This window comes from Allobosea sp. CCNWLY174 (genome assembly GCF_037120455.1).
In the GTDB taxonomy this organism is placed as follows: Bacteria; Pseudomonadota; Alphaproteobacteria; order Rhizobiales; family Beijerinckiaceae; genus Allobosea; species Allobosea lupini.
The window spans coordinates 1340609-1366620 of the sequence record NZ_JBBBBQ010000001.1 but is presented as its reverse complement, the minus strand read 5'-3'; the positions used below and the strand labels follow the sequence as shown (position 1 = coordinate 1366620).

The 26012-nt window shown below is 67.0% G+C and carries 20 protein-coding genes; 14 read left to right on the top strand and 6 right to left on the bottom strand.

Annotated features, from left to right (window positions below; genetic code table 11):
* Positions 1-45: 45 nt before the first annotated feature.
* Positions 46-1551: an ABC transporter substrate-binding protein gene (locus V7S63_RS06650; RefSeq protein ID WP_091831197.1), complete on the bottom strand. Its 1506-nt coding sequence runs from the start codon at positions 1549-1551 to the stop codon at positions 46-48.
* Positions 1552-1902: 351 nt separating this feature from the next.
* Between V7S63_RS06650 and otnK the strand changes: the two genes are divergently transcribed.
* The 5 genes from otnK to V7S63_RS06625 all read left to right on the top strand — a co-directional run bounded on the left by otnK (position 1903) and on the right by V7S63_RS06625 (position 7101).
* Positions 1903-3168 (top strand): 3-oxo-tetronate kinase, encoded by a 1266-nt coding sequence (otnK, locus tag V7S63_RS06645; RefSeq protein WP_336529631.1) that lies wholly within the window; start codon positions 1903-1905, stop codon positions 3166-3168.
* A 31-nt stretch (positions 3169-3199) separates the two neighbouring features.
* Positions 3200-3640 (top strand): DUF6196 family protein, encoded by a 441-nt coding sequence (locus V7S63_RS06640; protein ID WP_336529630.1) that lies wholly within the window; start codon positions 3200-3202, stop codon positions 3638-3640.
* An 81-nt stretch (positions 3641-3721) separates the two neighbouring features.
* Positions 3722-5050 (top strand): malonyl-CoA decarboxylase, encoded by a 1329-nt coding sequence (locus V7S63_RS06635; protein WP_336529629.1) that lies wholly within the window; start codon positions 3722-3724, stop codon positions 5048-5050.
* A 37-nt stretch (positions 5051-5087) separates the two neighbouring features.
* The gene (locus tag V7S63_RS06630; RefSeq protein ID WP_336529628.1) at positions 5088-6617 is read left to right on the top strand and encodes a malonate--CoA ligase; all 1530 of its coding nucleotides are present in this window, start codon (positions 5088-5090) and stop codon (positions 6615-6617) included.
* An 88-nt stretch (positions 6618-6705) separates the two neighbouring features.
* Positions 6706-7101: a hypothetical protein gene (locus V7S63_RS06625; protein WP_100959391.1), complete on the top strand. Its 396-nt coding sequence runs from the start codon at positions 6706-6708 to the stop codon at positions 7099-7101.
* A gap of 7 nt (positions 7102-7108) precedes the next feature.
* Here the strand turns inward: V7S63_RS06625 and V7S63_RS06620 are convergent, their stop codons facing one another.
* Positions 7109-7873 (bottom strand): MBL fold metallo-hydrolase, encoded by a 765-nt coding sequence (locus tag V7S63_RS06620; RefSeq protein ID WP_336529627.1) that lies wholly within the window; start codon positions 7871-7873, stop codon positions 7109-7111.
* A 228-nt stretch (positions 7874-8101) separates the two neighbouring features.
* Entirely contained in the window at positions 8102-8656 is a 555-nt protein-coding gene (locus tag V7S63_RS06615; protein WP_336529626.1) for an NADPH-dependent FMN reductase, read from the bottom strand.
* 75 nt (positions 8657-8731) lie between these two features.
* Here V7S63_RS06615 and soxR point away from each other — a divergent pair, with 75 nt between their 5' ends.
* The gene (gene soxR / locus V7S63_RS06610; RefSeq protein ID WP_091831181.1) at positions 8732-9193 is read left to right on the top strand and encodes a redox-sensitive transcriptional activator SoxR; all 462 of its coding nucleotides are present in this window, start codon (positions 8732-8734) and stop codon (positions 9191-9193) included.
* Between the two features lie 5 nt (positions 9194-9198).
* Here the strand turns inward: soxR and V7S63_RS06605 are convergent, their stop codons facing one another.
* Positions 9199-9999 (bottom strand): creatininase family protein, encoded by an 801-nt coding sequence (locus tag V7S63_RS06605; protein WP_336529625.1) that lies wholly within the window; start codon positions 9997-9999, stop codon positions 9199-9201.
* A gap of 284 nt (positions 10000-10283) precedes the next feature.
* On the opposite strand from V7S63_RS06605, the gene V7S63_RS06600 reads away from it, so the two are divergent.
* The 3 genes from V7S63_RS06600 to V7S63_RS06590 all read left to right on the top strand — a co-directional run bounded on the left by V7S63_RS06600 (position 10284) and on the right by V7S63_RS06590 (position 13106).
* Entirely contained in the window at positions 10284-11312 is a 1029-nt protein-coding gene (locus V7S63_RS06600) for an ABC transporter substrate-binding protein (protein WP_336529624.1), read from the top strand.
* A gap of 109 nt (positions 11313-11421) precedes the next feature.
* On the top strand, positions 11422-12228 hold the full coding sequence (locus V7S63_RS06595; RefSeq protein WP_336529623.1) for an ABC transporter ATP-binding protein: 807 nt from the start codon (positions 11422-11424) through the stop codon (positions 12226-12228).
* Positions 12225-13106 carry an ABC transporter permease gene (locus tag V7S63_RS06590; RefSeq protein ID WP_100959396.1) on the top strand — a complete coding sequence of 294 codons (882 nt, stop codon included), beginning with the start codon at positions 12225-12227 and terminating at the stop codon, positions 13104-13106. The genes V7S63_RS06595 and V7S63_RS06590 overlap by 4 nt, the downstream gene beginning before the upstream one ends.
* A 12-nt stretch (positions 13107-13118) precedes the next feature.
* Here V7S63_RS06590 and V7S63_RS06585 read toward each other — a convergent pair whose 3' ends face one another.
* Entirely contained in the window at positions 13119-13982 is an 864-nt protein-coding gene (locus V7S63_RS06585) for a hypothetical protein (RefSeq protein ID WP_158673255.1), read from the bottom strand.
* A gap of 135 nt (positions 13983-14117) precedes the next feature.
* Here V7S63_RS06585 and V7S63_RS06580 point away from each other — a divergent pair, with 135 nt between their 5' ends.
* The 5 genes from V7S63_RS06580 to V7S63_RS06560 all read left to right on the top strand — a co-directional run bounded on the left by V7S63_RS06580 (position 14118) and on the right by V7S63_RS06560 (position 19034).
* Positions 14118-15272, top strand: coding sequence for an MFS transporter (locus V7S63_RS06580; RefSeq protein WP_336529622.1), 1155 nt, complete (start codon positions 14118-14120; stop codon positions 15270-15272).
* Between the two features lie 22 nt (positions 15273-15294).
* Complete coding sequence (locus V7S63_RS06575) at positions 15295-16440, top strand: MlaE family lipid ABC transporter permease subunit (protein ID WP_336529621.1); 1146 nt, start codon at positions 15295-15297, stop codon at positions 16438-16440.
* 129 nt (positions 16441-16569) lie between these two features.
* The gene (locus tag V7S63_RS06570) at positions 16570-17286 is read left to right on the top strand and encodes an ABC transporter ATP-binding protein (RefSeq protein ID WP_091832346.1); all 717 of its coding nucleotides are present in this window, start codon (positions 16570-16572) and stop codon (positions 17284-17286) included.
* Positions 17287-17295: 9 nt separating this feature from the next.
* Positions 17296-18429: an MlaD family protein gene (locus V7S63_RS06565; RefSeq protein ID WP_336529620.1), complete on the top strand. Its 1134-nt coding sequence runs from the start codon at positions 17296-17298 to the stop codon at positions 18427-18429.
* Positions 18430-18440: 11 nt separating this feature from the next.
* Positions 18441-19034 carry an ABC-type transport auxiliary lipoprotein family protein gene (locus V7S63_RS06560; protein ID WP_336529619.1) on the top strand — a complete coding sequence of 198 codons (594 nt, stop codon included), beginning with the start codon at positions 18441-18443 and terminating at the stop codon, positions 19032-19034.
* Between the two features lie 389 nt (positions 19035-19423).
* On the opposite strand, the gene V7S63_RS06555 is transcribed toward V7S63_RS06560, so the two are convergent.
* Entirely contained in the window at positions 19424-25873 is a 6450-nt protein-coding gene (locus V7S63_RS06555) for an apolipoprotein A-IV repeat region-like domain-containing protein (protein ID WP_336529618.1), read from the bottom strand.
* Positions 25874-26012 lie beyond the last annotated feature (139 nt).

Below are 26012 nucleotides of genomic sequence, written 5' to 3'. Positions count from 1 at the left end.
CCGGGGAGGGAGCGCGGCTGCGCTCCCTCGTCTCGGATGAACGTGTCACGACCGCTTCAGCCCCGAAAGCCGGATCATCCCGTCGGGATTGATGACGAAGCCCTGGATGTTCGAACGCAGCGCGAAGAAGACGGTCTGGTTGTAGAGATAGACGATCGGCAGTTCGTCCTGCAGGATCTTCTGTGCCGCGTCGTAGCGCTTCTTGCGCTCGGCGACGTCGTAGATGGTGCGGGCTTCGTCGAGCAGCCTGTCGACCTCGGCGTTGGAATACTTGCCGTCGTTCTGGTTGCCCTTGGTGGTGACGAACTGGTGGATGTTGCCATCCGGGTCGATGCGGCCGGACCAGCCGATGCGGCTCATCTGGAACTTGCCCTGCTGCTGGTCGCGCAATTGGCTGGCGAACTCGCTGGAGCGGATCTGGATGTCGATGCCGGCCTCCTGCGCCATCGCCTGGATCACCTGGCCGAGCTGGGCGTCGACGGGGTTGTTGGTGACGAAGAGTTCGACCGATACCTTGCTCTGGCCGGCTTCCTTCAGCAGCGCCTTGGCCTTGGCGACATCGCGCTCCGGCACGGGCAGGGCGGCGGAAAGGTATTGGTTGCCCGGATTGAAGGGCTGGTTCATCGGCGCATAGAGCCCCTCGAACACCACCTGGCTCAGCACCTTCCGGTCGATCGACAGCGACAGCGCCTGCCGGACGCGCTTGTCCTTGCCCATCGGCTGGTTGGCAGCGTCGCCATGATTGGTGTTGATGGTGATGCCCTGATAGCCGAGGTTCGCCGTGCTCTGGACCTTCAGGCTTTTGTCGCCCTGGGCCGATTTCACATCGGTCGGGGCCAGCCGTTCAAGCATGTCGAGTTCGCCGGCGCGCAGGTTAGCGAGGCGGACGGTGGTATCGGGGATGGCGCGGTAGACGATCCGGTCGAACTGGTACTTGTCGGCCTCCCAGTGCCCCTTGAACTTCTCCAGCACGATCCGGTCGTTCTGGACGCGCTCGACGAACTGGTAGGGGCCGGAGCAGATCGGCTTGGCGGTGATGTCGGGGCCGAGGCTCTTCGGCGACAGCATCATCCCGGCGCGGTCGGTGAGCTGGGCGAGCAGTGTCGCATCGGGGCGCTTCAGCTTGAGGACCAGCGTCGCCGGATCGGGCGCGCTGACGCTCTCGACCGAGGCGAGCTCGGACTTGCGCAGCGAATCCGGCAGCGTCATCGCCCGTTCGAGATTGGCCTTGGCCGCCTCTGCGTTGAACGTTTCGCCGTCATGGAACTTGGCGTCGGTGCGCAGCTTCATCGTCAGTGTCAGGCCATCGCCTGAGAAAGACCATTCGGTCGCCAGCCGCGGGATGATCTTCAGCTCGGGATCGATATCGACGAGCCTGTCGCACAGCCCCATGAAGACGATGCGGCCGACGAAGGTGCGGGCCTTGTGCGGGTCGAGCATGTCGGGGTCCTCCTGGAGCCCGATCCGCAAGGTCGATGGCGATTGGGCTTGGGCTGGACATGCGGCGAGGCCCAGCAAGGCCGCCGACGCCAGCAGAACGATACGCTTCATGGCTGTTCCCCTGATTGTTTTGTGTTGATCCTGGCCCGCTGAATGGCGCTCCCTCGCTCTTCGGCGCTTGCGGGAGTTCCACGGGTCATTCTGAGTTGGTCCCATTCGGTACCAAGCTGGCGCATTTTTCGGTGATCGTCGATAGGCTCGGCTTGCTCCGGCCGGGCGTTGCCGCGAACATTCCACGCCACCGCGATTGGTGCAATGGATACAGTGTGACGATCGGCTACCGCCGGTGCCCGCATGACGGCAGGGCGACCAAGGTCTGTCGCCGCTCGCACGAATTCTGGTATGCAAGATTCCGCCAATGATGCGCGAATTCGAGGCGCGGGGCACAGGAAAGGTCTAGTGATGCTGCTGGGTGTGATTGCCGACGACATGACGGGCGCGACCGACGTCGCCCTGATGCTGAACCGCGCCGGGATGCGTACGGTCCAGGTCATCGGTGCTCCCGCAGCCGGCGCCAAGCTGCCTGAAGCGGATGCCGTCGTCGTCGCGATGAAGTCGCGCACCAATCCCGTCGCCGAGGCCGTCGCGGATTCGCTCGCTGCCTGCGAGGCGCTGCTCGCGGCCGGCGCACGGCAGATCCTGTTCAAATACTGCTCGACCTTCGACTCGACCGCGCAAGGGAATATCGGCCCGGTCGCCGACGCGCTGATGCAGCGTCTCAATGCCCATCAGGCGATCGTCTGCCCGGCCTTCCCGGCTAATGGCCGCTCGATCTTCCAGGGCTACCTCTTCGTCGGCGAGGTGCCGCTGCACGAGAGCTCGATGAAGGATCATCCGCTGACGCCGATGCGGGACTCGAACCTGATGCGGCTGATGGGCGCGCAGACCGCGCACAAGGTCGGGCTCGCCTCCTATGCCGCGGTCAACCAGGGCGCCGCCGCCGTGCGCAAGCGCCTGGCCGAGCTGGCGGCCGATGGCGTGCGCTATGTCGTCACCGATGCGCTCGACAATGGCCATCTGATGGTGCTCGGCGAGGCCATTTCCGATCATGTCCTGCTTACTGGCGGCTCCGGCATCGCGATGGGCCTGCCCGAGAATTTTCGCAAGGCGGGCCACTTGCCCTGGCGCGAGACCGCGACGCATCTCGCCGCGCCGGCTGGCCGCGCCGGCATCATTTCCGGCAGCTGCTCGACCGCGACGCGTGGCCAGATCAAGGCGGCGCTCGCGGCTGGCATTCCCGCGCTGAAGGTCGATCCGCTGGCGTTGGCCAGCGGCAAGCAGACGGCGAAGGAACTGGCGGACTGGGCTCTGGCTCAGCCCGTCGACAGGCCCTTCCTCGTCTATTCCAGCGACGATCCGGCCGAGGTCGCGTCGGTGCAGGACAAGCTCGGCCGCGACAGGGCCGGCGAGATCGTCGAGCATGCTTTCGCCGAGGTCGCGCGGCTGCTGAACGCTGGTGGTGTGACCCGCCTGCTCGTCGCCGGCGGCGAGACTTCCGGCGCGGTCGTGCAGGGGCTTGCCATCCGCACCCTGGAGATCGGCCCGGAGATCGATCCGGGCGTGCCCTGGGCCCGCGTCGTCGACGGGCCGGAGATGGTGGTCGCACTGAAGTCGGGGAATTTCGGTGCGCCTGATTTTTTCCTCAAGGCGTGGGACTTGCTCCGATAGGACCATTTGCCGAGGCCGGGAGGCAGATCCGATGGTCAACATATCGCATGAGACACCCGAGGCGACCGAGCGCCGACTGCTGCAGGTAACGACGCAGGCACGGCTTCAGGTCTATAGCGACACGTACGCATTCCTGGAGTTTCCGCTGTCGGCCTTTCCGGGCGCGGTGCGGCCCGACGCGCTGGCTCTGGTCCGCGATGATCAAGTCTGGAGCCAACTCGTCCCCTGCGACGATGCGAACGAGGAATTGTTCGGCCTGTTTCGGTTTCACTTCCCGGCCGGCGCCGACAACAGCGGCTTTGTCGGCTGGCTGGCCAGCCGCTTCAAGCAGCGCTTCGGCACAGGGGTCTTTGTCACCTGCGGACAGAATCGCCTTGACGGGGGCATTTTCGACTATTGGGGTGTGCCAGTCGCCCTCGCTGCCACGGTCATCGCCGAGGTCAACGCATTGGTGGAAGGAACCGCCGGCTGATATTCGCCGCAGGGCCGTACGTTTGCGCTGCAGCGAACTCATATAGGATAGGCGGAGCAAGCGAGGCATTCGGAGGTGCAAATGGCGTTTCTTGGCGATCTCCTGACCAGCGTCGCCGATCGCGGCCGGGCGCTGATCAATTTCGAGCGCTTCGCCTCGAACCGCCGCCGGCCGCTCGACAAGCTCTGCGAGGACCTGCTCTCGGGCCGCGGCGAGGCCACGGGCATGGCGCTGGCCCAGGCCGTGCTGGAGGATTGGCAGCAGCTCGACGAGGCTGGCCGGCTCGCCTTCTTCCGCCTGCTTCAGGAGCGCTTCGGCCCCGATCGCGAACGGCTTGACACCGCGCTGCAGCATTATCGCGACAATCCCGACGCCGAGGCGATCGGGCAGCTCCATCTCGCCTCCGAACCCCGTCGGCAGGAGCTGTTCCGCCGGCTCAACCTCGCTCCCGGCGGTACGCATGTGCTGGTGCGCATGCGCGAGAGCCTGTTCGAGGCGATGAAGCAGGAGCCGGAGCTCAAGGCGGTCGATGCCGATTTCCGGCATCTGTTCGGCTCCTGGTTCAACCGCGGCTTCCTGGTGCTGCGCCGGATCGACTGGACCACGCCGGCCAATGTGCTGGAGAAGATCATCCGCTACGAAGCGGTCCACGCCATTAAGGACTGGGACGATCTGCGCCGCCGGCTCGAGCCGGCCGACCGGCGCTGCTTCGCCTTCTTCCATCCGCAGCTGATCGACGAGCCGCTGATCTTCGTCGAGGTGGCGCTGACCCGCGAGAGCCCAAGCCGCATCGTCGACGTTCTGAGCGAGGATCGCGAGGTCCTGTCGGCCTCCTCGGCCACCACAGCGGTGTTCTACTCGATCTCGAACTGCCAGGAGGGCCTGCGCGGCATCTCCTTCGGCAACTTCCTGATCAAGCAGGTCGCCGAGGACCTGAAGCGGGAACTACCGGGGCTAGACGTCTTCGTCACGCTCTCGCCGGTGCCGGGCTTCGCCCGCTGGCTGGGTCAGGCGCTGGCCGAGCCGGCAGAACTTGGCCTGACCAATGAGGAGGCGGCGCTGCTGATGCAGGCGCCGGCCGAGATCGCGGCGCAGGACGAGGTCACCCGCGCCCGTCGCGACAAGCTGCTCGGCCAGATGATGGCGCAGTACATGCTGCGGGCGAGGACATCGTCAGGGCGCGTGATCGATCCGGTCGCCCGTTTCCATCTCGGCAATGGCGCGCGGCTGGAGCGCATCAATGTCGGCGGCAATCTCTCCGACCGGGGCCTGCGCGAGTCGCATGGCGTGATGGTCAACTACCGCTATGAGCTCGACGACATTGAGGCCAATCACGAGGCCTTCGCCAGCCGTAACACCGTGGTCGCCTCCTCCTCGGTGAAGAAGCAGCTTCGGCCCGCGACCAAGTGAACATAGACAACGGAAACGCCTGAAAGGACCCGAAATCATGGGCAATCATCTGTTCGACCTGATCAAGGCCCGCATGCCGGCGCCGACCGCGCCCTTCGCGTTTCTGGATGACGGCCGGACTTATTCCTACGCCGACATGGTCGCGGTCTCCGCCCGCTTCGCCAACGCGCTGATGGCGCTCGGCGTGAAGCCGGGCGACCGGGTCGCCGTCCAGGTCGAGAAGAGCATCGAGGCACTGATGCTCTATCTCGGCACGGTTCGTGCCGGCGCGATCTTCCTGCCGCTTAACACCGCCTATACCCCGGCCGAGATCGAATACTTCCTCGGCGATGCCGAGCCGGCCGTCTTCGTTTGCGATCCCGCCAAGGCGGAGGCGCTGAAGCCCTTCGCCGACACGGCCGGGGCCAAGCTGGAGACGCTCGGCGTCGGCACGGGCAGCCTGCTCGAAAAGGCCAATGCCGCCTCGGCCGAGTTCGCCGATGTCGCGCGTGGCGCCGATGATCTTGCCGCCATCCTCTACACCTCCGGCACGACCGGGCGCTCCAAGGGCGCCATGCTCAGCCATGACAACCTTGCCTCGAATGCGCTGGCGCTGGTCGACTACTGGCGCTTCACCAAGGCCGACGTGCTGCTGCACGCCTTGCCGATCTTCCACACTCACGGCCTCTTCGTCGCGACCAACGTGATCCTGTTCGCCGGTGCCGCAATGATCCTGCTGCCGAAGTTCGATCCGGAGCAGGTCTTCAAATACCTGCCCAAGGCCACCAGCATGATGGGCGTGCCGACCTTCTACGTCCGGCTCCTGCAGGATCAGAGGCTAAGCAAGGAGACGACGAAGCACATGCGCCTCTTCGTCTCCGGCTCGGCGCCGCTGCTGGCCGAGACGCATCGCGAATGGCGCGAGCGCACCGGCCACGCCATCCTCGAGCGCTACGGCATGACCGAGACCAACATGAACACCTCGAATCCCTATGACGGGGAAAGGGTGGCCGGCACGGTCGGCTTCCCGCTGCCCGGCGTACTCGCGCGCGTCACCGATCCGGAAAGCGGCAAGGAGCTCGCCCGTGACGAGATCGGCATGATCGAGGTCAAGGGCCCCAACGTATTCAAGGGCTATTGGCGCAATCCCGAGAAGACCAAGGCCGAGTTCCGGGCCGATGGCTTCTTCATCACCGGCGATCTCGGCAAGATCGATCCGGCCGGCTATGTCCACATCGTCGGGCGCGGCAAGGACCTGATCATCACCGGCGGCTACAACGTTTACCCCAAGGAGGTCGAGGCCGAGATCGACGAGATGCCGGGCGTGATCGAGAGCGCCGTGATCGGCTGCCCGCATCCGGATTTCGGCGAGGGAGTCACCGCGGTGGTGGTAGCCAAGCCCGGGGCCGATATCAGCGCCGCCGGCATCGCCAAGGCCCTGGAGCAGCGCCTCGCCAAGTTCAAGCAGCCTAAGCAGGTCTTCGTCGTTGCCGACTTGCCGCGCAACACCATGGGCAAGGTCCAGAAGAACCTGCTGCGCGAGCAGTACAAGGACATCTATGCCAAGCAGCTCAAGGCGGGGGAGTAGGAGCTATCCTTCGAATGGAGGACGCGATCAGGCGTTTCCGGAGCAAGGATCGGTGCAGCGATATCCGCACCGTCCTTCGGAGATTATCATGCGACGCATCCTCCTGCCGCTCCTTGCAGCCCTCTTCTGTTCGGCAGGGATCGCCTCGGCCGCTACTGATTGCCGCAGTGCGCTGACCGGGCGCTGGGCCACCAAGGGCGACGTCGCCATGGGGCCGATGAAGGTCAAGGTCGACAATCTCGACGCCTACAACGCCGACGGCTCGTTCAGGGCCGTCCGCCGCTTCGTCAATCAGGAAGGGAAGTGGGAGGAGCAGGTCACCTCCGGCCAATGGACCACCAAACCCGGCGCGGGTGCCGGAGAGTGCGTGCTGGAGATGTCCAGCAAGAGCGAGTTCGGCAATTCCAGCTCGTCGACGACCGTAACCGTCGTCGACCGCAATACATTCCGCTCCTTTGGTGTCGACGCCAAGCGCGTCAGGTAAGCACCGCTCAGGCGCCCATCGGCGCCTTCAAGTCGATCGTCTCGCCATCCGCGGGGATCAGCAGACGCTCGCGGCCGATACCGCGGGCTTCGGCCGCATCGCGCAACGCCTGCCGGCTGACCGTTGCGTGATCGAGCGCTTCCATGTGGACGGCGACGATCACCGCCTGCGGCGCCTGCTCGGCAAGGTCGAGCGTCTGCTGCGCATCCATGACGATCAGCGTGCCGTCCCAGAGGGCGCCGCAGGAATGGGTGATGATCACGTCGGGCTCGGCCTTGGTGACGGCCTCCTGCAGCGGCGGATAGAGCACGCTGTCGCCGCACCAGTAGACTGAAGGTTCGCCCGGCGCTTCCAGGGTGAGGCCCATCACCTTTCCCATCACCTCGACGACCGGCCCGGTGCCATGCTGGGCCGGCTGCGACTTGACCACGATCGGCCCTATCCTGACGAAGCATGCGAGCGGTTCGACATTGCTGAAGCCGGCCGCGCGGATCGCCTCTTCATTGCCGGGCTGGCAGATCAGCGGAATATCCTTGGGGATCCGCGCCTTGGCGACCTCGTCGAAATGGTCGGCGTGCAGATGAGAGACGATGACGTGATCGACACCGGCGAGGATCTCCTCGATCGGTTCGGGCAGGTCGACCATCGGGTTCTGCGACTTGCCGGCGATCGAGCGGCGGCTGAGCTTCTCGCCGAAATCGGGATCGATCAGCAGGGTCTTGCCGGCATAGCTCAGCTTGAGCAGGGCGTTGCGCAGGAGTTTGAGCTGCATGGCGGCTCCGCAGTGCGAGGGATCGGTTTGCCCGATCCTTCGCCGGATGCCGCGGCCACGACCAGTTCCAATTTGTGAAGCAAACTGCATCGCGGCGTTGGATGCCTGCATTGTCAGGGAGATTTTCCACGCGCGGTCATCGGGACGTGGAATTTGCCTCCTACGACCCGCCGGCGCGAGAAGATCTCTGCGAGCGAGCTACCGATATTGTGTTCCGCCGGATGCTGCTCAGGCTGCGAACTGGCCGTAAGGCACGGTGTTGCGGGCCGTCCTGAGCGCGCTCGCCCACCAATGGAGCTGTCCGAGCATGGTCGCCATCGCCCGCTCGGCACGGTCGGCGTCCCGCAGGCGACCAGTCTCGTCGAACTGGTCCCAGGCATTGGCGAAGCAGACGCCGTCGCGGATCGTCGCGGCATGCAGTTCGGCAAAAACAAGCCGCAGTTGCTCGACGGCGCGCAAGCCGCCGGAGACCCCGCCATAGGAGACGAAGCCGACCGGCTTGCCGCGCCATTGTGCGCCGGTCTCGTCGATCAGCGCCTTCAGCGGGGCCGGGAAGCTGCGATTGTATTCGGGCGTGACCACGATGAAGGCGTCGGCGCGGCCGAGCCGCTCTGTCTGCTCGGCGAGGTCGTGCGCGCCGGGGTCGACGCTCTCGACGCAGAACGGGCCGTCGCCCTCGATCTGCGCGATCGTCCAGCCGGCGACCTTGGTGCACAGGCGCCCCTGGCGCGTGCTGCCATAGATCACGGCGACCTTGATCTGGGGGATGAGCGGGCGATGCATGGGAGGGCTCCGGAGGGCTGGCGGTGCAGCGGAGCGATCTCTATAAGACCTCAAGTAAGGTTAAGGTCAAGCGCCATGAAGCACCCAGCCCGCAATCCCTTTGCCGACGATCTCAGCGTCGGCCAGGTCGCGAGCCGCAGCGGCATCGCGGTCTCGGCGCTGCACTTCTACGAGGCCGAAGGGCTGATCCGCAGCCGCCGCAATGCCGGCAACCAGCGCCGCTATCCGCGCGAGGTGCTGCGCCGTGTCGCCATCATCAAGGTGGCGCAGCGCACCGGCATCCCGCTCAAGACCATCCGCGAGGCCTTCAAGGCGCTGCCGCAGGAGCGCACGCCGACGGCGGAGGACTGGAGCCGGCTCTCGGCCGCCTGGAAGGAGGAACTGGAGCACCGCATCGACCGGCTGACGCGCCTGCGCGACCACCTCAACGACTGCATCGGCTGCGGCTGCCTCTCGGTGAAGAGCTGCCCGCTGCACAATCCCTGGGACGAGCTCGGCAAGCAGGGGGCGGGGCCGAGGCTGCTCGATCCGGATTGATGCGCTCACCCCGCCTTGTGCAGCTTCGCCAGCGGAAACCGCGCCACATCCGCCAGCAGTTCGATGAAGCCTCTGGCCTGAAGCTCGGCCGTCGCCTTGCCCTTCTCTGCGGTGGCGAGGCTGGCATCGCCCGCCGCGCCGGAGGGGTGAACGTCCTGCGCCATCCAGGCAAAGGGATGCGCGCCGGTCGGCCGCAGCCACCTATAGCTCTCATCCGCCATCTCGACCGTGCGCGGCACGAAGCGGCCGGCCTGGCTCATGTCGACGAGGTCGGGCCGGAAATGCAGCATCAGCGAGGTCTCGATATCGCCGGCATGGATGCCGTGCCTGGCGTCCATCTCGCCATAGAGCTCCGGCGGCAGGCCGAAATTGCTCCAGGAGGTCGAGACCGCGAACATGCCCTGGCTGACGCGCAATTCGCGCGCCACCACCTTCATCGGGTCGACATTGCCGCCATGGGAGGTGACGAGCACGAGCTTGCGCAGGCCGGCGCGCTTCACGCTCTCGCCGATCTCGATCCAGCTGCGGATCGCGCTCTCCCACGAGATCGTCAATGTGCCCGGCGAATGCAGGTGCTCGTTCGACTTGCAGATCGCCTGCGTCGGCAGCACCAACGCGTCGAGCCCGGCAGGAACCTGCGGCATGGCGAGCGCCAGCATCGCGTTCATCACGGTGGTGTCGACCGACAAAGGCAGGTGCGGGCCGTGCTGCTCGATCGCGGCGAGCGGCAGCACCGCGATGGTCGCCTCGGGCGAGAGGCCGGCGAAGTCGGTGGTCTTCAGGTCGCCCCAGAAGCGTGCGGTCATGTCTCGATGTCTCGTCGATCAAGCTGCGGGCAGGCCCCGCGATTCGCGCCTGCTGCCTCAGGGCGACAGGACTGCCCAGCATAGTGGCCGCGAATGACGAGGGAAGGGCTGGTGGCATGCGCATGCCATGCGGGCCGGAGCCTCGCCGGCAAAGCCTGTCTGTGCGAAAGCCGGCGACGGCGCATTTCCAGCGGCCCACAGGCCGTGGCATACAGGCTATCTGCTGGATGCAAGGGTTGTGCGGTCCGGCGACAGGTTCGCGACATGATGGAGGGGGTTAGGCCATGACGATGAAATATCGCCTCGACCGGCGCGCTGCGCTTGGCTTGCTCGGCGGCTCGGCCGCCTCGGTGCTGATCCCGGTGCCGGGCGCGCGTGTCAATGCGCAGACCCTCGACAAGGTCAGCTACCAGACCAACTGGCGCGCCCAGACCGAGCATGGCGGCTTCTATCTCGCCGCCGCCAACGGCATCTACAAGAAGTACGGGCTCGACGTCGACATCCGCCCCGGTGGCCCGCAGCAGAACCCGACCCAGCTTCTGCTCGGCGGCCGCGTCGACATGATCATGGGCAATTCGCTGGAGGCGCTCAGCTTCGCGCAGGAGAACCTGCCCTTCCTCGTCATCGCCTCGATCTTCCAGAAGGACCCGCAGGTCCTGATCTCGCATCCCGGCCAGGGCAACGACACGCTTGCCGCCCTCAAGGACAAGCCGATCCTGATCGCCGCGCAGGCCCGCGTCGGCTTCTGGCCGTTTCTGAAGCTGAAATTCGGTTATCGCGACGAGCAGATCCGGCCCTACACCTTCAACATGGCGCCGTTCCTGGCCGACAAGAAGCTGACCCAGCAGGGCTTCCTCTCCTCCGAGCCCTTCGTCATCCGCAAGGCTGGCGTCGAGCCCGTCGTCCACCTCCTCGCCGATGCCGGCTTCGAGAACTACAACACGACGATCACGATCTCCCGCAAGATGGTGCAGGAGAAGAAGGAGATCGTGCAGCGCTTCGTCGACGCGACGGCCGAGGGCTGGGCCGAATACATGAAGGGTGGCCCGAACATCGCCGCCGCCAATGCCCGGATCCTGAAGGACAATCCCGACATGGATCAGGAGAAGATCGACTACGCCCTCAAGGTGATGAACGACAACGGCATCGTCGCCTCGGGGGATGCGAAGACGCTCGGCATCGGCGCCATGACCGACGCGCGCTGGGAAAGCTTCGCCAAGACCATGACCGAGGCCGGCGTCATCCCCGCGGGCGTCGACGTGAAGAAGGCCTACAGCCTGGAGTTCATCAACAAGGGCGTCGGCAAGCCCTGAAATGCGTCATGCTCGGGCTTGTCCCGAGCATCTCTTGCCGGAGATTCTCGGGTCAGCGCTCCGCTCCGCCCGAGAATGACGGCCTTTCACACAACGGATCGTCAGGCCTTTGGACACAGCCTATCTGAGCACACATCCGGCGGGGGGGCAGGCGAGCGGGGCTCCGCTCGTCTCGATCCGGCGGGTCTCCAAGCAGTTCGCCAATGGCACCATCGCCGTGCGCGATGTCGATCTCGATCTCGGCACCGGCGAGTTCGTCAGCCTGCTCGGCCCCTCCGGCTGCGGCAAGTCGACCCTGCTGCGCATGATCGCCGGGCTGGGCAGCCCCTCCACCGGCACGATCGACTGGCCCGGCTCGAGTGAGGACAAGGCAGGGCGCGACCTCGGCTTCGTCTTCCAGGACCCGACGCTGATGCCCTGGGCCAATGCGCTGTCCAACGTCATGCTGCCTCTGACGCTGAAGCATGTGCCGAAGCGCGAAGCCGAATCGCGCGCCGCCGAGATGCTGGCGCTGGTTGGTCTCAAGGGTTTCGAAAAGTCGTATCCGCGCGAGCTCTCCGGCGGCATGAAGATGCGGGTCTCGATTGCCCGCGCGCTGGTGATGCGGCCGAAGATCCTCCTGATGGACGAGCCTTTCGCCGCGCTCGACGAGATCACCCGCCATCGCCTCAACGACGACCTCCTGAACCTGTGGTGGCGCGAGCGCTTCACCGCAGTCTTCGTCACCCATTCTGTGTTCGAGTCGGTCTATCTCTCGCAGCGCATCGTGGTGATGGCAGCCCGCCCCGGCCGCGTCATGGCCGATCTCGACGTCTCCGCGCCCTATCCGCGCGACGAGCTGTTCCGGACCTCGGCCGAATACGCCCATCTCTGCCGACTGGCCTCCGGCAAGCTCAAGGAGGCGATCGGCGCATGAGCTCTCCGTCCTCCGCGGCTGCCGTGCCGCATGACGGCACCGATGCCGAAGCCCGTCCGCTCGCGCTTGCCGAGCCCAGCATCCTCGGCCTGCCGGTCAGCTTCTGGCCGCGCATCCTCGCCCCGATCTTCGTCGGCATCCTGGTGCTCGGGCTCTGGGAGTTCGCCGTGCGCTGGAACGAGGTGCCGTCCTATGTGCTGCCCGGGCCGCTTCTGGTCGGCCAGACCCTGATCGCCGATTGGGGCACGCTCTCGGCCTCGCTCTGGATCACCTTGCGCATCACCTTCATGGCGCTGGCGGCGGCGGTGATCGTCGGCGTCGCGCTCGCTGTGCTCTTCACTCAGTCGAAATGGCTTGAGATGGCGCTGCTGCCCTATGCGGTGATCCTGCAGGTGACGCCGATCGTCGCGATCGCGCCGCTGATCATCATCTGGGCCGGCGACATCAACCTGTCGCTCTTGATCTGCGCCTGGATCGTCGCCTTCTTCCCGATCCTGTCAAACACCATCCTCGGGCTGAACTCGGCCGATCACAACCTGATCAATTTCTTTCAGCTGCATGGCGCGACGCGCTGGCAGACGCTGCGCTATCTCAAGCTGCCGGCGGCGCTGCCCTATTTCCTCGCAGGTCTCAAGATCTCGGGCGGGCTCGCGCTGATCGGCGCCGTCGTCGCCGAGTTCGTGGCGGGGACGGGCGGTTCGGAATCGGGGCTGGCATACCGCATCCTCGAGGCCGGCTATCAGCTCAAGATCCCGCGCGTCTTTGCGGCGCTGCTGATGATCTCGCTCTCGGGCATCGCCATCTTCCTCGCGACCAGCCTGATCTCGCATCTCCTGCTGCGGCGCTGGCATGAGAGCGCGCTGAGGCGCGAGAACTGAGGCGGGACGAATTCAGCCGAAGAAATGCAGTCGGTCCTCGACCGGCAGCGAGGCGATCGCCCGCAGGTCGGCCTCGGAATAGCTGAGCTCGAGCCGCGCCGAACTGGCCGTGTCCGGCAGCAGGATCGATTCTGGCGGTGCACCGACATCGGCGAAGGCGATATCGTCCTCGGCCACCTGGGTGCTGCTGCGCCGGCGATAGGGCTGCGTCTGCTGGTGCAGCCCGGTCTCGTTCAGCGGCACGCGCTGCTTCGTTCCGGCATCGACCACATCGATGTCACCGAGATCGGTCATCGGGTCGATGATGGCCGGTTGCGCTGGCGCGGGAGGCACGGCCGGCTGGGATTCCTCGGCCGCGACCTCGGCTGCGGCCCGCAAGCTCGCATCGAGCATGGCGACTGTGTCCGAGACCTTCTCGATCTGGTTGGCGCCGGCCTCGATCACGGTGGTCGCGCCATAGATCTCGCTCGCGCGCCGGTCGAGCCGATCGCATAGCTCGGGCTCCACGCCGCTCTCGCGCAGGGTCCAGGCGATCTCCTGGATGGATTCTGCCGCCTCGATGATGCCGGCGGTGGTCTCCTGGATGCGGGCCGACAGGCGGGCCGAGGCGCCGCCCCGGTCGAGATCGTCGCGCAGTTCGGCGATGGTGCGGGCGGTTTCCGAGAATTCCGGCCCCAGCTCCGGCAGCGCAACCGGCACCGTGCAGAGCCGTTCGAGGCGCGCGATCGCCGACAGCACCATCTCGGTGTCGGTCTGCCGGTTGCGCCTGGCATATTCAGACAGGAACCAGCGGCCGCGCGCCGTTTCCATCACGGCGGCGGCAATCGCGTCATAGTCGGCCGCGCTCAGCGGAGATAGCGAACGCGCGTCGCTCATGGCCAGGCTGCACTCCATGGGCTGGTCGAATCGTGTTTCGCCGACCGAAGATGCCCATCGGCAAAATTGCTGCTGATTCTTTAAGAAATCGCTGCCAAAGGCATGTCACCGCCGCTCCGGACCGGATTCTCGCGCGTGTTGGCTCTGCGCCTCTCGCTCATGCACGCGCTGAACTTCCTCGGCGTGGGCTTCTATCTGCCATTCTTTCCAGTCTGGCTCGCCTCCACGGGACTGGGCGATGTCGACATCGGCTATGTGCTGGCGATACCGATCCTGGTGCGCGTCTTCGTGGCATCGTCGGTGACGGGGCTCGGTGACCGCCTGCGCCCGAATATCCTGCTGGCGCTGCTCAATGCGTTGGCAGCACTTGCTTATTTCGCCCTGGCGCAGCAGGCGGACCTCCTGCCGATCGCCGTCCTGACGGCGCTCAGCGCCATCGCCCTGTCGGGTGTGGTGCCGCTTGCCGATGTCCTGACCACCGCGCAGGTCAAGGCCGGGGCACTGAAGGATTATGGCCGGGTCAGACTCTGGGGCTCGGTGACCTTCGTGCTCTCCAATCTCGCGGGCGGCTACCTGATCGCGCAGCACGGCGCCTGGCTGATCCCCTTCGTCCTCGCCGGCAGCAGTGCGCTCGCTGCGCTTGCCGCGCTGCAGGCCCCGTCGCCGCCAGGGGGGATTTCGCCGGCCGCTCCGCGAGGAGCGTCAGCGGCTGGCTTCGGGGTGTCGTTCTGGCTCGCAGTCGGGGCGGCTGCTTGCGTCAACGCCACGCATGCAGCGGTCTATGCCTTCAGCTCCCTGCACTGGCGCAGCATCGGCTTCAGCGGCGAGGCGGTTGGCTGGCTCTGGGCGGTTGCAGTCCTTGCCGAGATCGCCGTCTTCCTCGTCGGGGGCAGCATTGCCGCGAGCGGTCTCATCGGCCTGCGCTGGATCGCGATCGCGGCGGTCGCCGCCGTGCTGCGCTTCGCGGCGATGAGCGCCGATCCCGGCCTTGCCGTCACCGCCGTCCTGCAGCTGCTGCACGGCATCACCTTCGGCTGCATGCATCTGGGCACGCTTGCGGCGCTGTCGGCGCTGTCCCCAGAGGCGCGCCGCGCGGCAGCGCAGGGGCGCCTCGTTGCGGTGAGTGCGCTGGTGATGGGGCTTGCCACCGTGCTGTCCGGCTATCTCTATCGCCTGTTCGGGCCGGGCGTGTTCCTCGCCATGGTGCCGGTCGCGCTGCTAGGGCTGGTCTTGGCGGCCCTTGCCTTCCTCAACTCCCGCGGCAATACAGGTCTCGGGGGCCGAATCTAAGCGCGGGAGCAGGCGAGCCGGCATGGCTGTCGTCGACGACGTTGAGCCGCAGGCGGTCTATCGCGACGATGGCGGCGTCCTCGTCGTATCTCTGGCCGGTCGCTGGAGCGTTGGGCGTGCGCCGCGCCTGGAAGCCCTGACCAGCGAATTGTCCGAGCGCGTCGGCGGCGTCCGCCAGGCGCGCCTTGACCTGTCGGCGATCGAGCGCCTCGACACGCTCGGCGCCTATCTGCTCGACCAGGTGAAGCAGGCAGGCGAGGCGAAGGGCGTAGCCATCGAGCTGGTGAGCCGCCGTCCGGAGCATGCGGTGCTCCTGCGCGAGGTCGAGCGCAATGTCACCGACTACGAGCCGCCGATCCGACCGATCGGGCTCGTCACGATCCTCGTCGACATCGGCCAGGCCGTCATCCGCTTCGGCCGTGACCTTGCCGGTGGCGCCGTCTTCCTCGGCGAGGTGATGGCGGGCTGCGTCAGCGCGCTCTTCGGACCGCGGCGCTTCCGCGGGCCTTCGCTGGTCAACCAGGTCGAGCTGATCGCCTTCAACGGCGCGCCGATCATCATCCTGATCTCGTTTCTCGTCGGCTGCATCGTCGCGCAGCAGGGCATCTTCCAGCTCCAGCGCTTCGGCGCCACAGCCTTCGTCGTCAACCTGACCGGTATCCTCGTCTTGCGCGAGCTCTCGGTGCTGCTGACCTCGATCATGGTCGCCGGCCGCTCCGGCTCCGCCTTCACGGCCGAGATCGGCTCGATGAAGATGCGCGAGGAGATCGACGCGCTGAGGGTGATGGGGCTCGACCCGATCGAGGTGCTGGTGGTGCCGCGCATCCTGGCGCTGATCATCTCGCTGCCGATCCTGACCTTCATCTCGGCGATGTCCGGGCTTATCGGCGCTGGCCTGGTGAGCTGGCTCTATGGCGGCATCGGCCTCGACACCTATCTCGAACGCCTGAAATCCGTGATCACCTGGCAGCATTTCGCTGTCGGCCTCATCAAAGCCCCGTTCATGGCATTCGTGATCGGATTGATCGCCTCGATCGAGGGATTGGCGGTCAAGGGCTCGGCCGAATCGCTCGGCCATCAGGTGACGGCCTCGGTGGTGAAGGCGATCTTCATGGTGATCGTGGTCGACGGGCTGTTCGCGATGTTCTTCGCCTCGATCAGGATGTGAGGGGAGCTGAACGTGCTCGACAGACCCTCTCAGGCCGGCCCGCGCGAACCACAAGCGTCGGGCGGTGAGGAACCCGAGGCGGTGATTCGCGTTCGTGATCTGAAGGTCGCCTTCGGCGACAAGGTGATCATGGACGGGCTCGATCTCGATGTGATGCGTGGTGAAATTCTCGGCTTCGTCGGAGGATCCGGCCAGGGCAAGTCGGTGCTGACCCGCACCATCCTCGGTCTCGTGCGCAAGCAGCGTGGCTCGATCGAGGTCTTCGGCGAGAACGTCGACAAGCTCGATCCGCGCGGCAGGCGGCGGCTCGAGCGTCGCTTCGGCGTGATGTTCCAGCAGGGCGCGCTGTTCTCGGCGCTGACCGTCAAGCAGAACATCCAGGTGCCGATGCGCGAATATCTCCAACTCTCGCCGGGCCTGCTGGAAGAGCTCGCCATGCTCAAGATCGAGATGGTCGGCTTGAAGCCCGATGCGGCCGACAAGACGCCCTCCGAATTGTCAGGTGGTATGATCAAGCGTGCGGCGCTCGCCCGGGCGCTGGCGCTCGATCCCGAGATCGTCTTCCTGGACGAGCCGACCTCCGGCCTCGATCCGATCGGTGCCGCCGAGTTCGATGAGCTGATTATGACGCTCAAGCAGACTTTGGGCCTGACAGTGTTCATGGTAACCCATGATCTCGATAGTCTTTACGTAGCTTGCGACAGGATAGCCGCCTTGGCGGACAAGCGTGTCATCGCGGTCGGTCCGCTCGCCACCATGCTGGCTTCCGATCATCCCTGGCTCAAGGCGTATTTCGGCGGCGAGCGGGCACGCGCCCGGTTGCCCGCGGATCAAACGAGGACCTGACCGCTCGCGATGGAATCCCGTGCCAACTACGCCCTAGTCGGCCTCTTCACCCTTGCGGTGATCGCGGCGATGTTCGGCTTCGTCTACTGGTTCGGCAGCGGCGGCGGCGGCCGCAAGCAGGACGTTCGCGTGATCTTCACCGGGACGGTCACAGGCCTGGGACGCGGCTCCAGCGTGCTCTTCAACGGCCTGCGGGTCGGCGAGGTCAAGCAGATCGGCCTGCAGCCCGACGATCCGCGCCGCATTTTCGGTGTGATCGAGGTCGACAACACCACGCCGCTGCGTGTCGACACGCGCGCCCGCATCGAGGCGCAGGGGCTTGCCGGCGTGGTCGCGCTGCAGCTGATCGGCGGCGAGCCGGATGCCCCGGTGCTGCAGGCCAAGCCCGGCGAGACGCTGCCGACTATCGTCGCGGAGCGCTCCGAGCTGCAGGACATCATCGAATCGGTCCGCAATGTTTCCAAAAAGGCCGACGAGGTGCTCGGCAATCTCGACGGGCTGATCAAGACAAACGCCGGCTCGATCACCAACACCGTCCGCAATGTCGAGAAATTCTCGCAGGCGCTCGGCGACAATTCCGGCAACATCGACAGGCTGATGTCGAGCTTCGGCCAGATCGCCGATACGATCGCACCGCTATCGCAGAAGCTGGGAACGTTGAGCGAGGAACTGACCTCGGTGGTCCGCTCGATCGATCGCGCGAAGATCACCGGTATCATCGAGAACGTCGACAAATTCACCGCTGCGCTCGGCGGATCGAGCGCGGATGTGTCGAAGGCGGTCAGCGACGTCGCTTCGATCACCGACAAACTCAACCGCGCCGCCGATCAGGTCGAGGGCGTGCTCAAGGCGGCGCAGGCCTTCCTGAACACGCAGGACGGGCAGGGTGCCTTTGCCGAGGTCGCCAATGCCGCGAAATCGATTCGGGTGCTGGCCGATAATCTCGACAAGCGCACTGCGGAGATCACCGTCGGCATCAACCGCTTCACCGGCCCCGGCCTGCGCGATCTCGAAACGCTGGCGTCCGACGGCAAGCGTACGCTCGGGGATCTCAACCGTGTTCTGCGCAATGTCGAGCGCAATCCCCAGCAGTTCATCTTCGGCGGCCGTCCGCCGCTTCCCCAATACAGCGGATCGCGCTAGCCGATATGATTATGCCGAGTCTGCCCTCGCTGCTTCGTCGTCGTCTGCGCGCCCTGTCTCTGGCGGCGGCAGGCTCTTTGCTGCTGGCCGGCTGCGGCGGCGGATCGGCGCCGACGACCTATGACCTCTCGGCACCACGCGATTTCGGCCGCATCGGCGGCGGTGGCGGCGTGTTGATCGTCGCCCAGCCGACGGCTGTGCAGGCGCTCGATTCCGACCGGCTGATCGTCAAGGATTCGAGCGGCGCGCTCTCTTTCCTCGGTGGGGCGCAATGGGCCGACCGGGTGCCCAATCTGGTGCAGACCCGCCTGATTCAGACCTTCGAGAACGGCAGCCGCATTGCTGCCGTTGGACGGCCGGGCGAACGCATCGTGCCCGATTTCCAGCTCAACACTGATATCCGCGCCTTTAACATCGACGCCGCCAGCGGCCAGGCCGTGGTCGAGATCACCGCCAAGCTGATCGGCGACCGCACCGGCAAGGTCCAGCGCGCCAGGCTGTTCTCGGCCCGCGTGCCGGCTGGCGCCGAGGGGGCAGGGGCGGCACAGGCCCTCGACCAGGCGCTGTCGCAGGTGCTGATCCAGATCGCCCGCTGGGCGCGCTGAAGGCCTGCGCCTACGGCATCGTGGCGCAGCGCGTCCGCAGACCTCGCCCACCCGATCCCTGCTGGACATCAATCTTCAGGCTCAGCAACTGACGATGGCGCGATGGCGCGATGGCGCGATGGCGCGATGGGGCGCTGCTGTCTCCTCGATGGCATCTCGCCCGGAAGCCCCCATCCAGAGGAGCCGCGTCGGCGGCGTCCCGAAGGATGGCCCATGAGGCTCCGGGACCTGCTGTGAAGCATTCTTCGAGACGCCATGTCCGGCGAAATGGCTCCTCAGGATGAGCGCTCACACGATCAGACATTACCTCGCATCGGAGCGGGGGCACGCAGAAGCAAACGAGGCCGCCTCCCGGGCGGCCTCTTCTGGTTTGCGCGCAAGGGCTGTTCTTACTCGAAGCGACCGCTGGCATGGGCCAGCATGGTGTAGACCTTGCCGGTTTCCGAGGTCAGGTAGGTCTTCGCCACCATCGAGTCGCGGTCGTCCTTGGCCGCTTCGCCGAGCAGGCGCTCGAACTCCTCGATATAGCGGTCGACCGTCTCCTTGAACTCGGTGTCGCGGCGATACTTGCGCCGGATCTCGTCGAAGGTCTGCTGGCCCTGCAGCGTATAGAGCCGGCGGGTGAAGACGTTGCGCTCGCCGCGCTTGTAGCGCTCCCAGAGCTCGACGGCCGCGTCATGGTCGATCATCCGGGCGATGTCGACCGAGAGCGAATCGAGCTTCTCGATGCTATGCGCCGTCGGCTTGGCCGCTTCCGGCGCCCGGTCGTCGCGCGAGGCGCGGCTGAGCAGGTCCGAGAGCCAACCCGACTTGGCGGGGGCAGGCTGCTCGACGGCGGCGCGGCGAGCCGGCTCGGCACGCTGAACCTCAGGCCGTACCGGCTCGGGGGCAGGGGCCGGGCGCACCGGCGCCGCCTGCGTCTCGGCCCGGGCCGGCTCCGGCGTCGGATCGATCGAGGCGCGCAGCGGCTCGGTCAGCACCGGCGCGCTCTGCACCGCGATCGAGGACGCGGCGCTGACGACCGGGACCGGCTGCTGATAGCTCGTCGTCGGCCGCCGCTCGCCCTGTGGGCGCGCGACATCGCTGCTGCGGCCCGAGCGCGAGACGATCTCGGTCAGCTCGTTGAGCGCCTTGATCTGGTCGGCGACGACGCGGCGCATGGCGGCGGTCGATTCCTGCGTCTCGCGCGGCAGCTCGAGCACGCCCTTCTTGAGCTCGGTCCGGGTGGACTCGAGCTCGCGATGGATCTCCGCAGACATGGCCCGCATGTCCTCGGCGGCGCTCTGGAAGCGCTCGGTGACCTTGGCGAACTCGCCGGAGATCTCGTTGACCACCTCCTCATAGGCGGCGCGCAGGGCCAGCGCCGTCGCTTCGCGCTCGCGGCCGCTGGCGGCGCGGATCGAGTCGAATTGCTGGGCGATGGCGCTGCTGGTGGACTCGGCTGCGTCGCCGAGCACGGTGCTGAGCTGGCGGGTGCGCGTCTCGGCGTTGCTGAGCGAATCGTCGAGCGCCGACGAGAAGGAGCGAGTGATCTGCTCGATATCGTCGGTGCGCGTCGAGATCAGCTCGTGCAGGTGCTCCAGCGCCTCCTTGCGGTCGGCCAGGACGTTGCCGACGCGGGCCTCGACCTGCTCCAGCCGCTGCGCGACGGCGTTGAGCGCCGCGGCGTTGGCCTGCGTCGTCTCGGTCATCGACGAGCCCTGCGCGTCGATCCGGGAGATCAGTGCTGCGGTGTCGCGCAGCGTTCCTTCCGAATAGCCCTTCAGCGTCGCGATCTGGCTCGCGACCTGCTCGGAGGTCCGGTTGGTCTCCTGCACCACCGTCGAGAGCACGTTCTGCAACTCCTCGACCCGGCCCGACAGGCTGCCTTCGACCGCCGCGAGATTCTTGTTCGCGCCGGTGACGATCTGCTGCATCAGCTTGTTGGCCTCGCCGAGGCGGCCCAGCATGCTGCCGAGCTCGCTGCGCAGCTGCTCGTTGGTCTTGAGCAGCGCTTCGACGGAGTGGTTGGTGCCGCTCTCGATCGTCTCGCGCAGCGCGCCCGAAGCAAGCTCGAGCGCCTGGCTGATCTCGGCGCTGCGCTCCTGCAGGCCGGCGACCATGCTGTTGCCGCGCGTCTCGATATTGTTGACCAGGGCCTCGCCGAGGTTGGCGAACTGGTTGGCGAGCGTCACGCCCTTGCGGCCGATCGCATCGACCACACCGTTGCCGCGCTCGTCGAACAGGGCGCGGAGTTCCTCGGTGCGCGTGATGAGCGCCGAGCTCATCCCGTCCGACTGCTCCGCCAGGGTCCGGGTCAGGTTGCGGCTGTGCTGGTCGAGCGTGTTCAGCATGTCGCCGCCACGCTCGTCGAACACGGCGCGCAATTCCTCGGTGCGGCCGGAGAGGGCGGTGGCGATGCCCTCCGAGCGCTCCTGCAGGATCTGGGCGATCTGGCTGCCGCGATGGCCGAGCGCATTGAGGATACCGCCGCCGCGCTCGTCGAACACGGCGCGCAGCTCGTTCGAACGGTCGGAGAGCGCGGCCGCGATGCCGTCCGACTTCTCCTGCAGCGTCTGCGCGATCTGGTTGCCGTGCTGGTCGAGCAGGGTGACCAGGCCGGTGCCCTTGTCGTCGAACAGGGCACGAAGCTCGTCGGTGCGCGCACTGAACGAGTCCGCGACCGAGGCCGCGGCGCCGTCCAGGGTCTGGACGATCTTGTTGCCCTGCTGATCGAGCAGGGTGATCAGGCCGGTGCCCTTGCCCTCGAACAGGGCACGCAGCTCGTCGGTGCGGGCACTGAGCGAGCCGGTGACCGCATCCGCGGTGCCTTGCAGCGTCTGGACGATCTGGTTGCCGCGCTCGTCGAGCAGGGTGATCAGGCCGGTGCCCTTGCCGTCGAACAGGGCGCGCAGTTCCTCGGTGCGGTCGCCGAGCGAGCCGGCGATCGAATCTGCGGTGCCCTGCAGGGTCTGCGCGATCTGGCTGCCGCGCGCGTCGAGCGTGCCGGAGACCGTGTCGAGCCGGTTGACGACGCGCTCCTCGAACCGCGCCACGCTCTGGTCGAGCGTATCGGCGATCTGCAAAGCGCGCCCGCCCAGCGTGGCGTTGATGCTGTCGGCCTTCTCGGCGAGCGTCTGCGTGAGCGCCTCGCTCTTCGTGGTGACGATCTCGCCGATCTCGTCGGCCTTGGCGGTGAGGGCACGGGTGACCTCGCGCCCACCCTCGGCCATGACCCTGGCGATGTCGACCGTGCGCTCGACCAACGCCTCGTTGAGCGCGCTGGCGCGCGAACCGAGATTGCCGTCGATGCGGGCGATGAGCCCGTCGAGCGAAGTCGCGATCTCGGCGCTCTTGGCGCTGGAACGCTCCTCGAAGATCTTGATCTGCGTCTCCATGGCGGCGGCCGCTTCCTGCGTGCGCGCCATCATGGTCTCGGCGGCGTGCTGCGAGCGCTCGCCGATCCGCTCGGCCAGCGCCTGGCCTTCCTCGCCGAGCAGCTTCTCGACCTGGCCGAGGCGCAGCGTCACCTGGTCGGTGAAGGAGCGGGCGTCGTGGCCGAGCTTGGCGGCCAGCGTGCCGCCGCGGGTGACGATGATTTCCTCGAAGGCGCCGAGGCGAGCGCCGATCGTCGCCTCGATCTCGCGACCCTGGACGTCGAAGAGGCGGTTCAGCGCGTCATGCTTGGTGGCGAGCGACTCGTTGAGCGCCTGCGAGCGGGCATCGACCGAGCGCAGCAGCGATTCGGCATTGGCGGCGAGCGCCTGGTTGACCCGGCCGCCCTGCTGGGTGAGGGCGATGACCACGTCCTTGCCGGTCGCGGCGAGCAGGCTGCTGGCACGCTCGGCCTCGGTCGTGAAGGTACCGCGCAGGGCTGTCGCCGCGTCGGTGACGCGGTCGGCGATCTCGCGCCCGTCGACATTGATCGCGTCGGCGAGGGATTTGGTCGCTTCGTCGAGACGGCTGGCCAGGCTCTGGCTCTGCTCGCCGATGAGGCTATGGACCTCGCGGCCGGTGGCGGTGAGGCCGGCGATGATCGCATCGCGCTGCGTGCCGAGCAGGGCGCCGACCTCGTCCCCGGCCTGGCCGAGGCGGGCAATGAAGCCGCTGTGCTGGTCGTCGATGACCGATTTCGCCGTCTCGCTGGCGGCGAGGATCTTGGCGGCGAGCGCTTCGCCGGTCTCGTCGAGCTGGCGATGCGCGGTCCCGCTCGCTTCGGCCAGCCGGTCGATCAGGGCGTTGCCGCGCTCCGCCAGCAGGCCATGCACCGAGCGGCCGACATCGGCGACGCGGGTGACGAGGGCCTGGCTCTGGCCGGAGAGCAGCTCCTGCATGTCCTGGCCGGTCGCGATGACGCGGCCGCTGAGCGCTTCGCCCTCGGCGATCAGAATGTTGCGCACGCTGGCGCCGGCATCGGTGAGCTGGGTCACCAGTGTCTCGCGCTGGCTGCCGATCGCGGTGTGGACCTCGGTGCCGACATCCGACAGGCGGGCGACGAGGCTGTCGCCGCGCTCGCCGATCGTGGCATGGACCTCGCGCGCGACCTCGGACAGGCGGGCGATCAGCCCGTCGCCACGCTCGCCGATCGCCGATTCGACGTCGCGGCCGGCATGGGCGACGCGGGCGACGATGCCCTCGGCGCGGTCGCCGAGCGTCCGGTGAATCTCCTCGGTGGTCTCCGACAGCTTGGCGACGAGGCCGTCGCCACGCTCGCCGATCACGCTCTCGATGCCGCGGCTGGCATCGGCGATGCGCGCGACGATGCCGTCGGCGCGGCCGCCAAGCGTCTGCTCGATCTCATAGGTGGTCTCGGACAGCCGGGAGACGAGACCGTCGCCGCGCTCGCCGATCATGGCCTCGACGCTGCGGCCGGCATCGGCCACGCGATTGACGATGCTGTCGGCACGCTCGCCGATCGCATGCTCGACTCCCTGGCCGATCTCGGCCATGCGCAGCACCAGCCCGTCGCCGCGCTCGCTGATCGCTTCCTGCAGGCGCTGGCCGGTCTCGGCCAGACGGCCGACCAGATGGTCGCCCTGCTCGCCGATCGTGCTGCGGACCTCATGGCCGACGTCGGAGAGGCGGGTGACGAGGCTGCTCGCCTCTTCCGAGAACAGGCTGTGCACGGTCGCGCCGACGGCGGAGATACGGGCGGTCAGTTCCTCGCCGCGCTCGCCGATCAGGTTGTGCAGACCCTTGCCGGCCTCGTCGAAGCGCAGGGTGATCGAATCGGTCTTCTCGCGCAGCAGGTTGTCGACGGTCTGGACGGTGCCTTCGAGCTTTTCGACCAGCGTCTCGCCCTGGCTGGCGATCAGGCCGTGAACGGTGTCGCCGGCCTCCTGGATGCGGCTGACGACGAGCTCGTTCTGCTTGCCGAGCAGCATGTGCACGCCGCGGCCGACCTCGGCCAAGCGCGTGGTGACGCTCTCGCCCTCGCTGCTGATCGACGTACGCAGGCTCTCGCCGGTCTCGGTCAGGCGCTGGGTCAGGCTGGTGCTCTGCGTGTCGAACAGGTCGACCAGCGTGCGCCCGCTTTGCTCGAAGCGCTCGGCGACGGTCGCGCCGCGCTGGCTGATCTCCTCGGCGAGGGTGTCGCCGGTCGAGCGCAGCGTCTCGTTGACGGCCTCGGCGCGACTCGCCAGCGACTCGACGACCTGCGCGCCGGTCTCGCTGATGGCGCGGGTGACGTCGCGGGCGCCGGCGGTCAGGCCCTCCGTGAGGACGGCGCCGGTGCGCTCCAGCGAACCGGCGATCTCCTGGGCGCGGTTGTCGAGCACGGCGGTGACCGACTGGCTGGCGGCGGTCATGCGCTCGCTGACGTCGTGCGACGTCGACTGCAGGCGCTCGACCAAGTCGTTGCCGCGGCCGCTGATCTCGTCGACCATGCGCTCGCCGGCATGGCCCAGGGCCAGCGTGATCTGGTCGCCCTTGTCGGTCAGGCGCGAGGTGACGCGCTCGCCCGCCTCGGCAACAGCCTCGGCGATCGAGCGGCTGGCGGTTTCCAGGTCCTTGGTGATGCTCTCATGCGCGCCTGAGATCGCAAACTTCACCCGCTCGGCATTGCCGACGACGGATTCGCGCTGGGTCACCAGCTCATCGATGAGGGAGCGCAGCCGGATCTCGTTGTCGGCATAGGCGCGTTCCAGCGTCGCGATCTCGCCGCGAACGATGGTCTCGAGCTCGCCGGCGCGGGCAACCGCGCGCTCGATGCCGTCGCCCATGGCGGCGACCTCGCGGCGGATAGTCTGGCTCAGCGACAGGACGGAATCCGTCGCGACGACTTCCGGCTCGGCCAGGCGCAGCGCGACCTCGGTCATTGCGCGCGAGACCAGCCGCATCTCCTGCGTGCGGCGATAGAGCGCCGCCAGCACGAAGAAGAAGACCACCGGCGTGCCGGCGCCGAAGGCGAGCAGGGCCCACTGCCCGGGTCCCCAGGCGGCCATGCCGGCCGGCAGGCCCTCGGTGAACGAGCCGTATCGGCTGACGAGCGTGAAGCCGATACCGCCGAGCCAGACGAAAGCTGCCAGGACGGCCAGCCAATAGGGCCTGCCGGAGGGGCGGACGGCGAAGGCCTGGACGAGTGAAGAGGAGTCGCGGCGGTCGTCATTGGCGACGCGGCTGGTGTCCGGCGCGATGGCCGGGCGGGAGGGCGCGGGAAGCGGTTCGGATACGGCGTCGGCACTGGCCGGAGCGCTTTCGACCCGAGGCAGCTCGATCTTGAGCTCGTTCTCCCCGGTCGAGGGCAGCCTCGGTTCGGCCGAAGACTGGCCCTCGGTCTTCGACGGATCGAGCCTCAGCGCCTCCTCGATCGCCGACATTGCCGCTTCGGTCGGATCCTGGAGCTTGTTCTGCCGGGTCATGAATGCCGCCTCGCTACGCCACTTGCGATGGGCGCCACTGTCCGCCGCAGAGCAGGAACCGGCAGCCTCCAGCCGGATCCTACTAGCGACACGACGCCCATCGTTTACTGTCTCGAAGGGTAGTTGAGGCAAGCAGGGA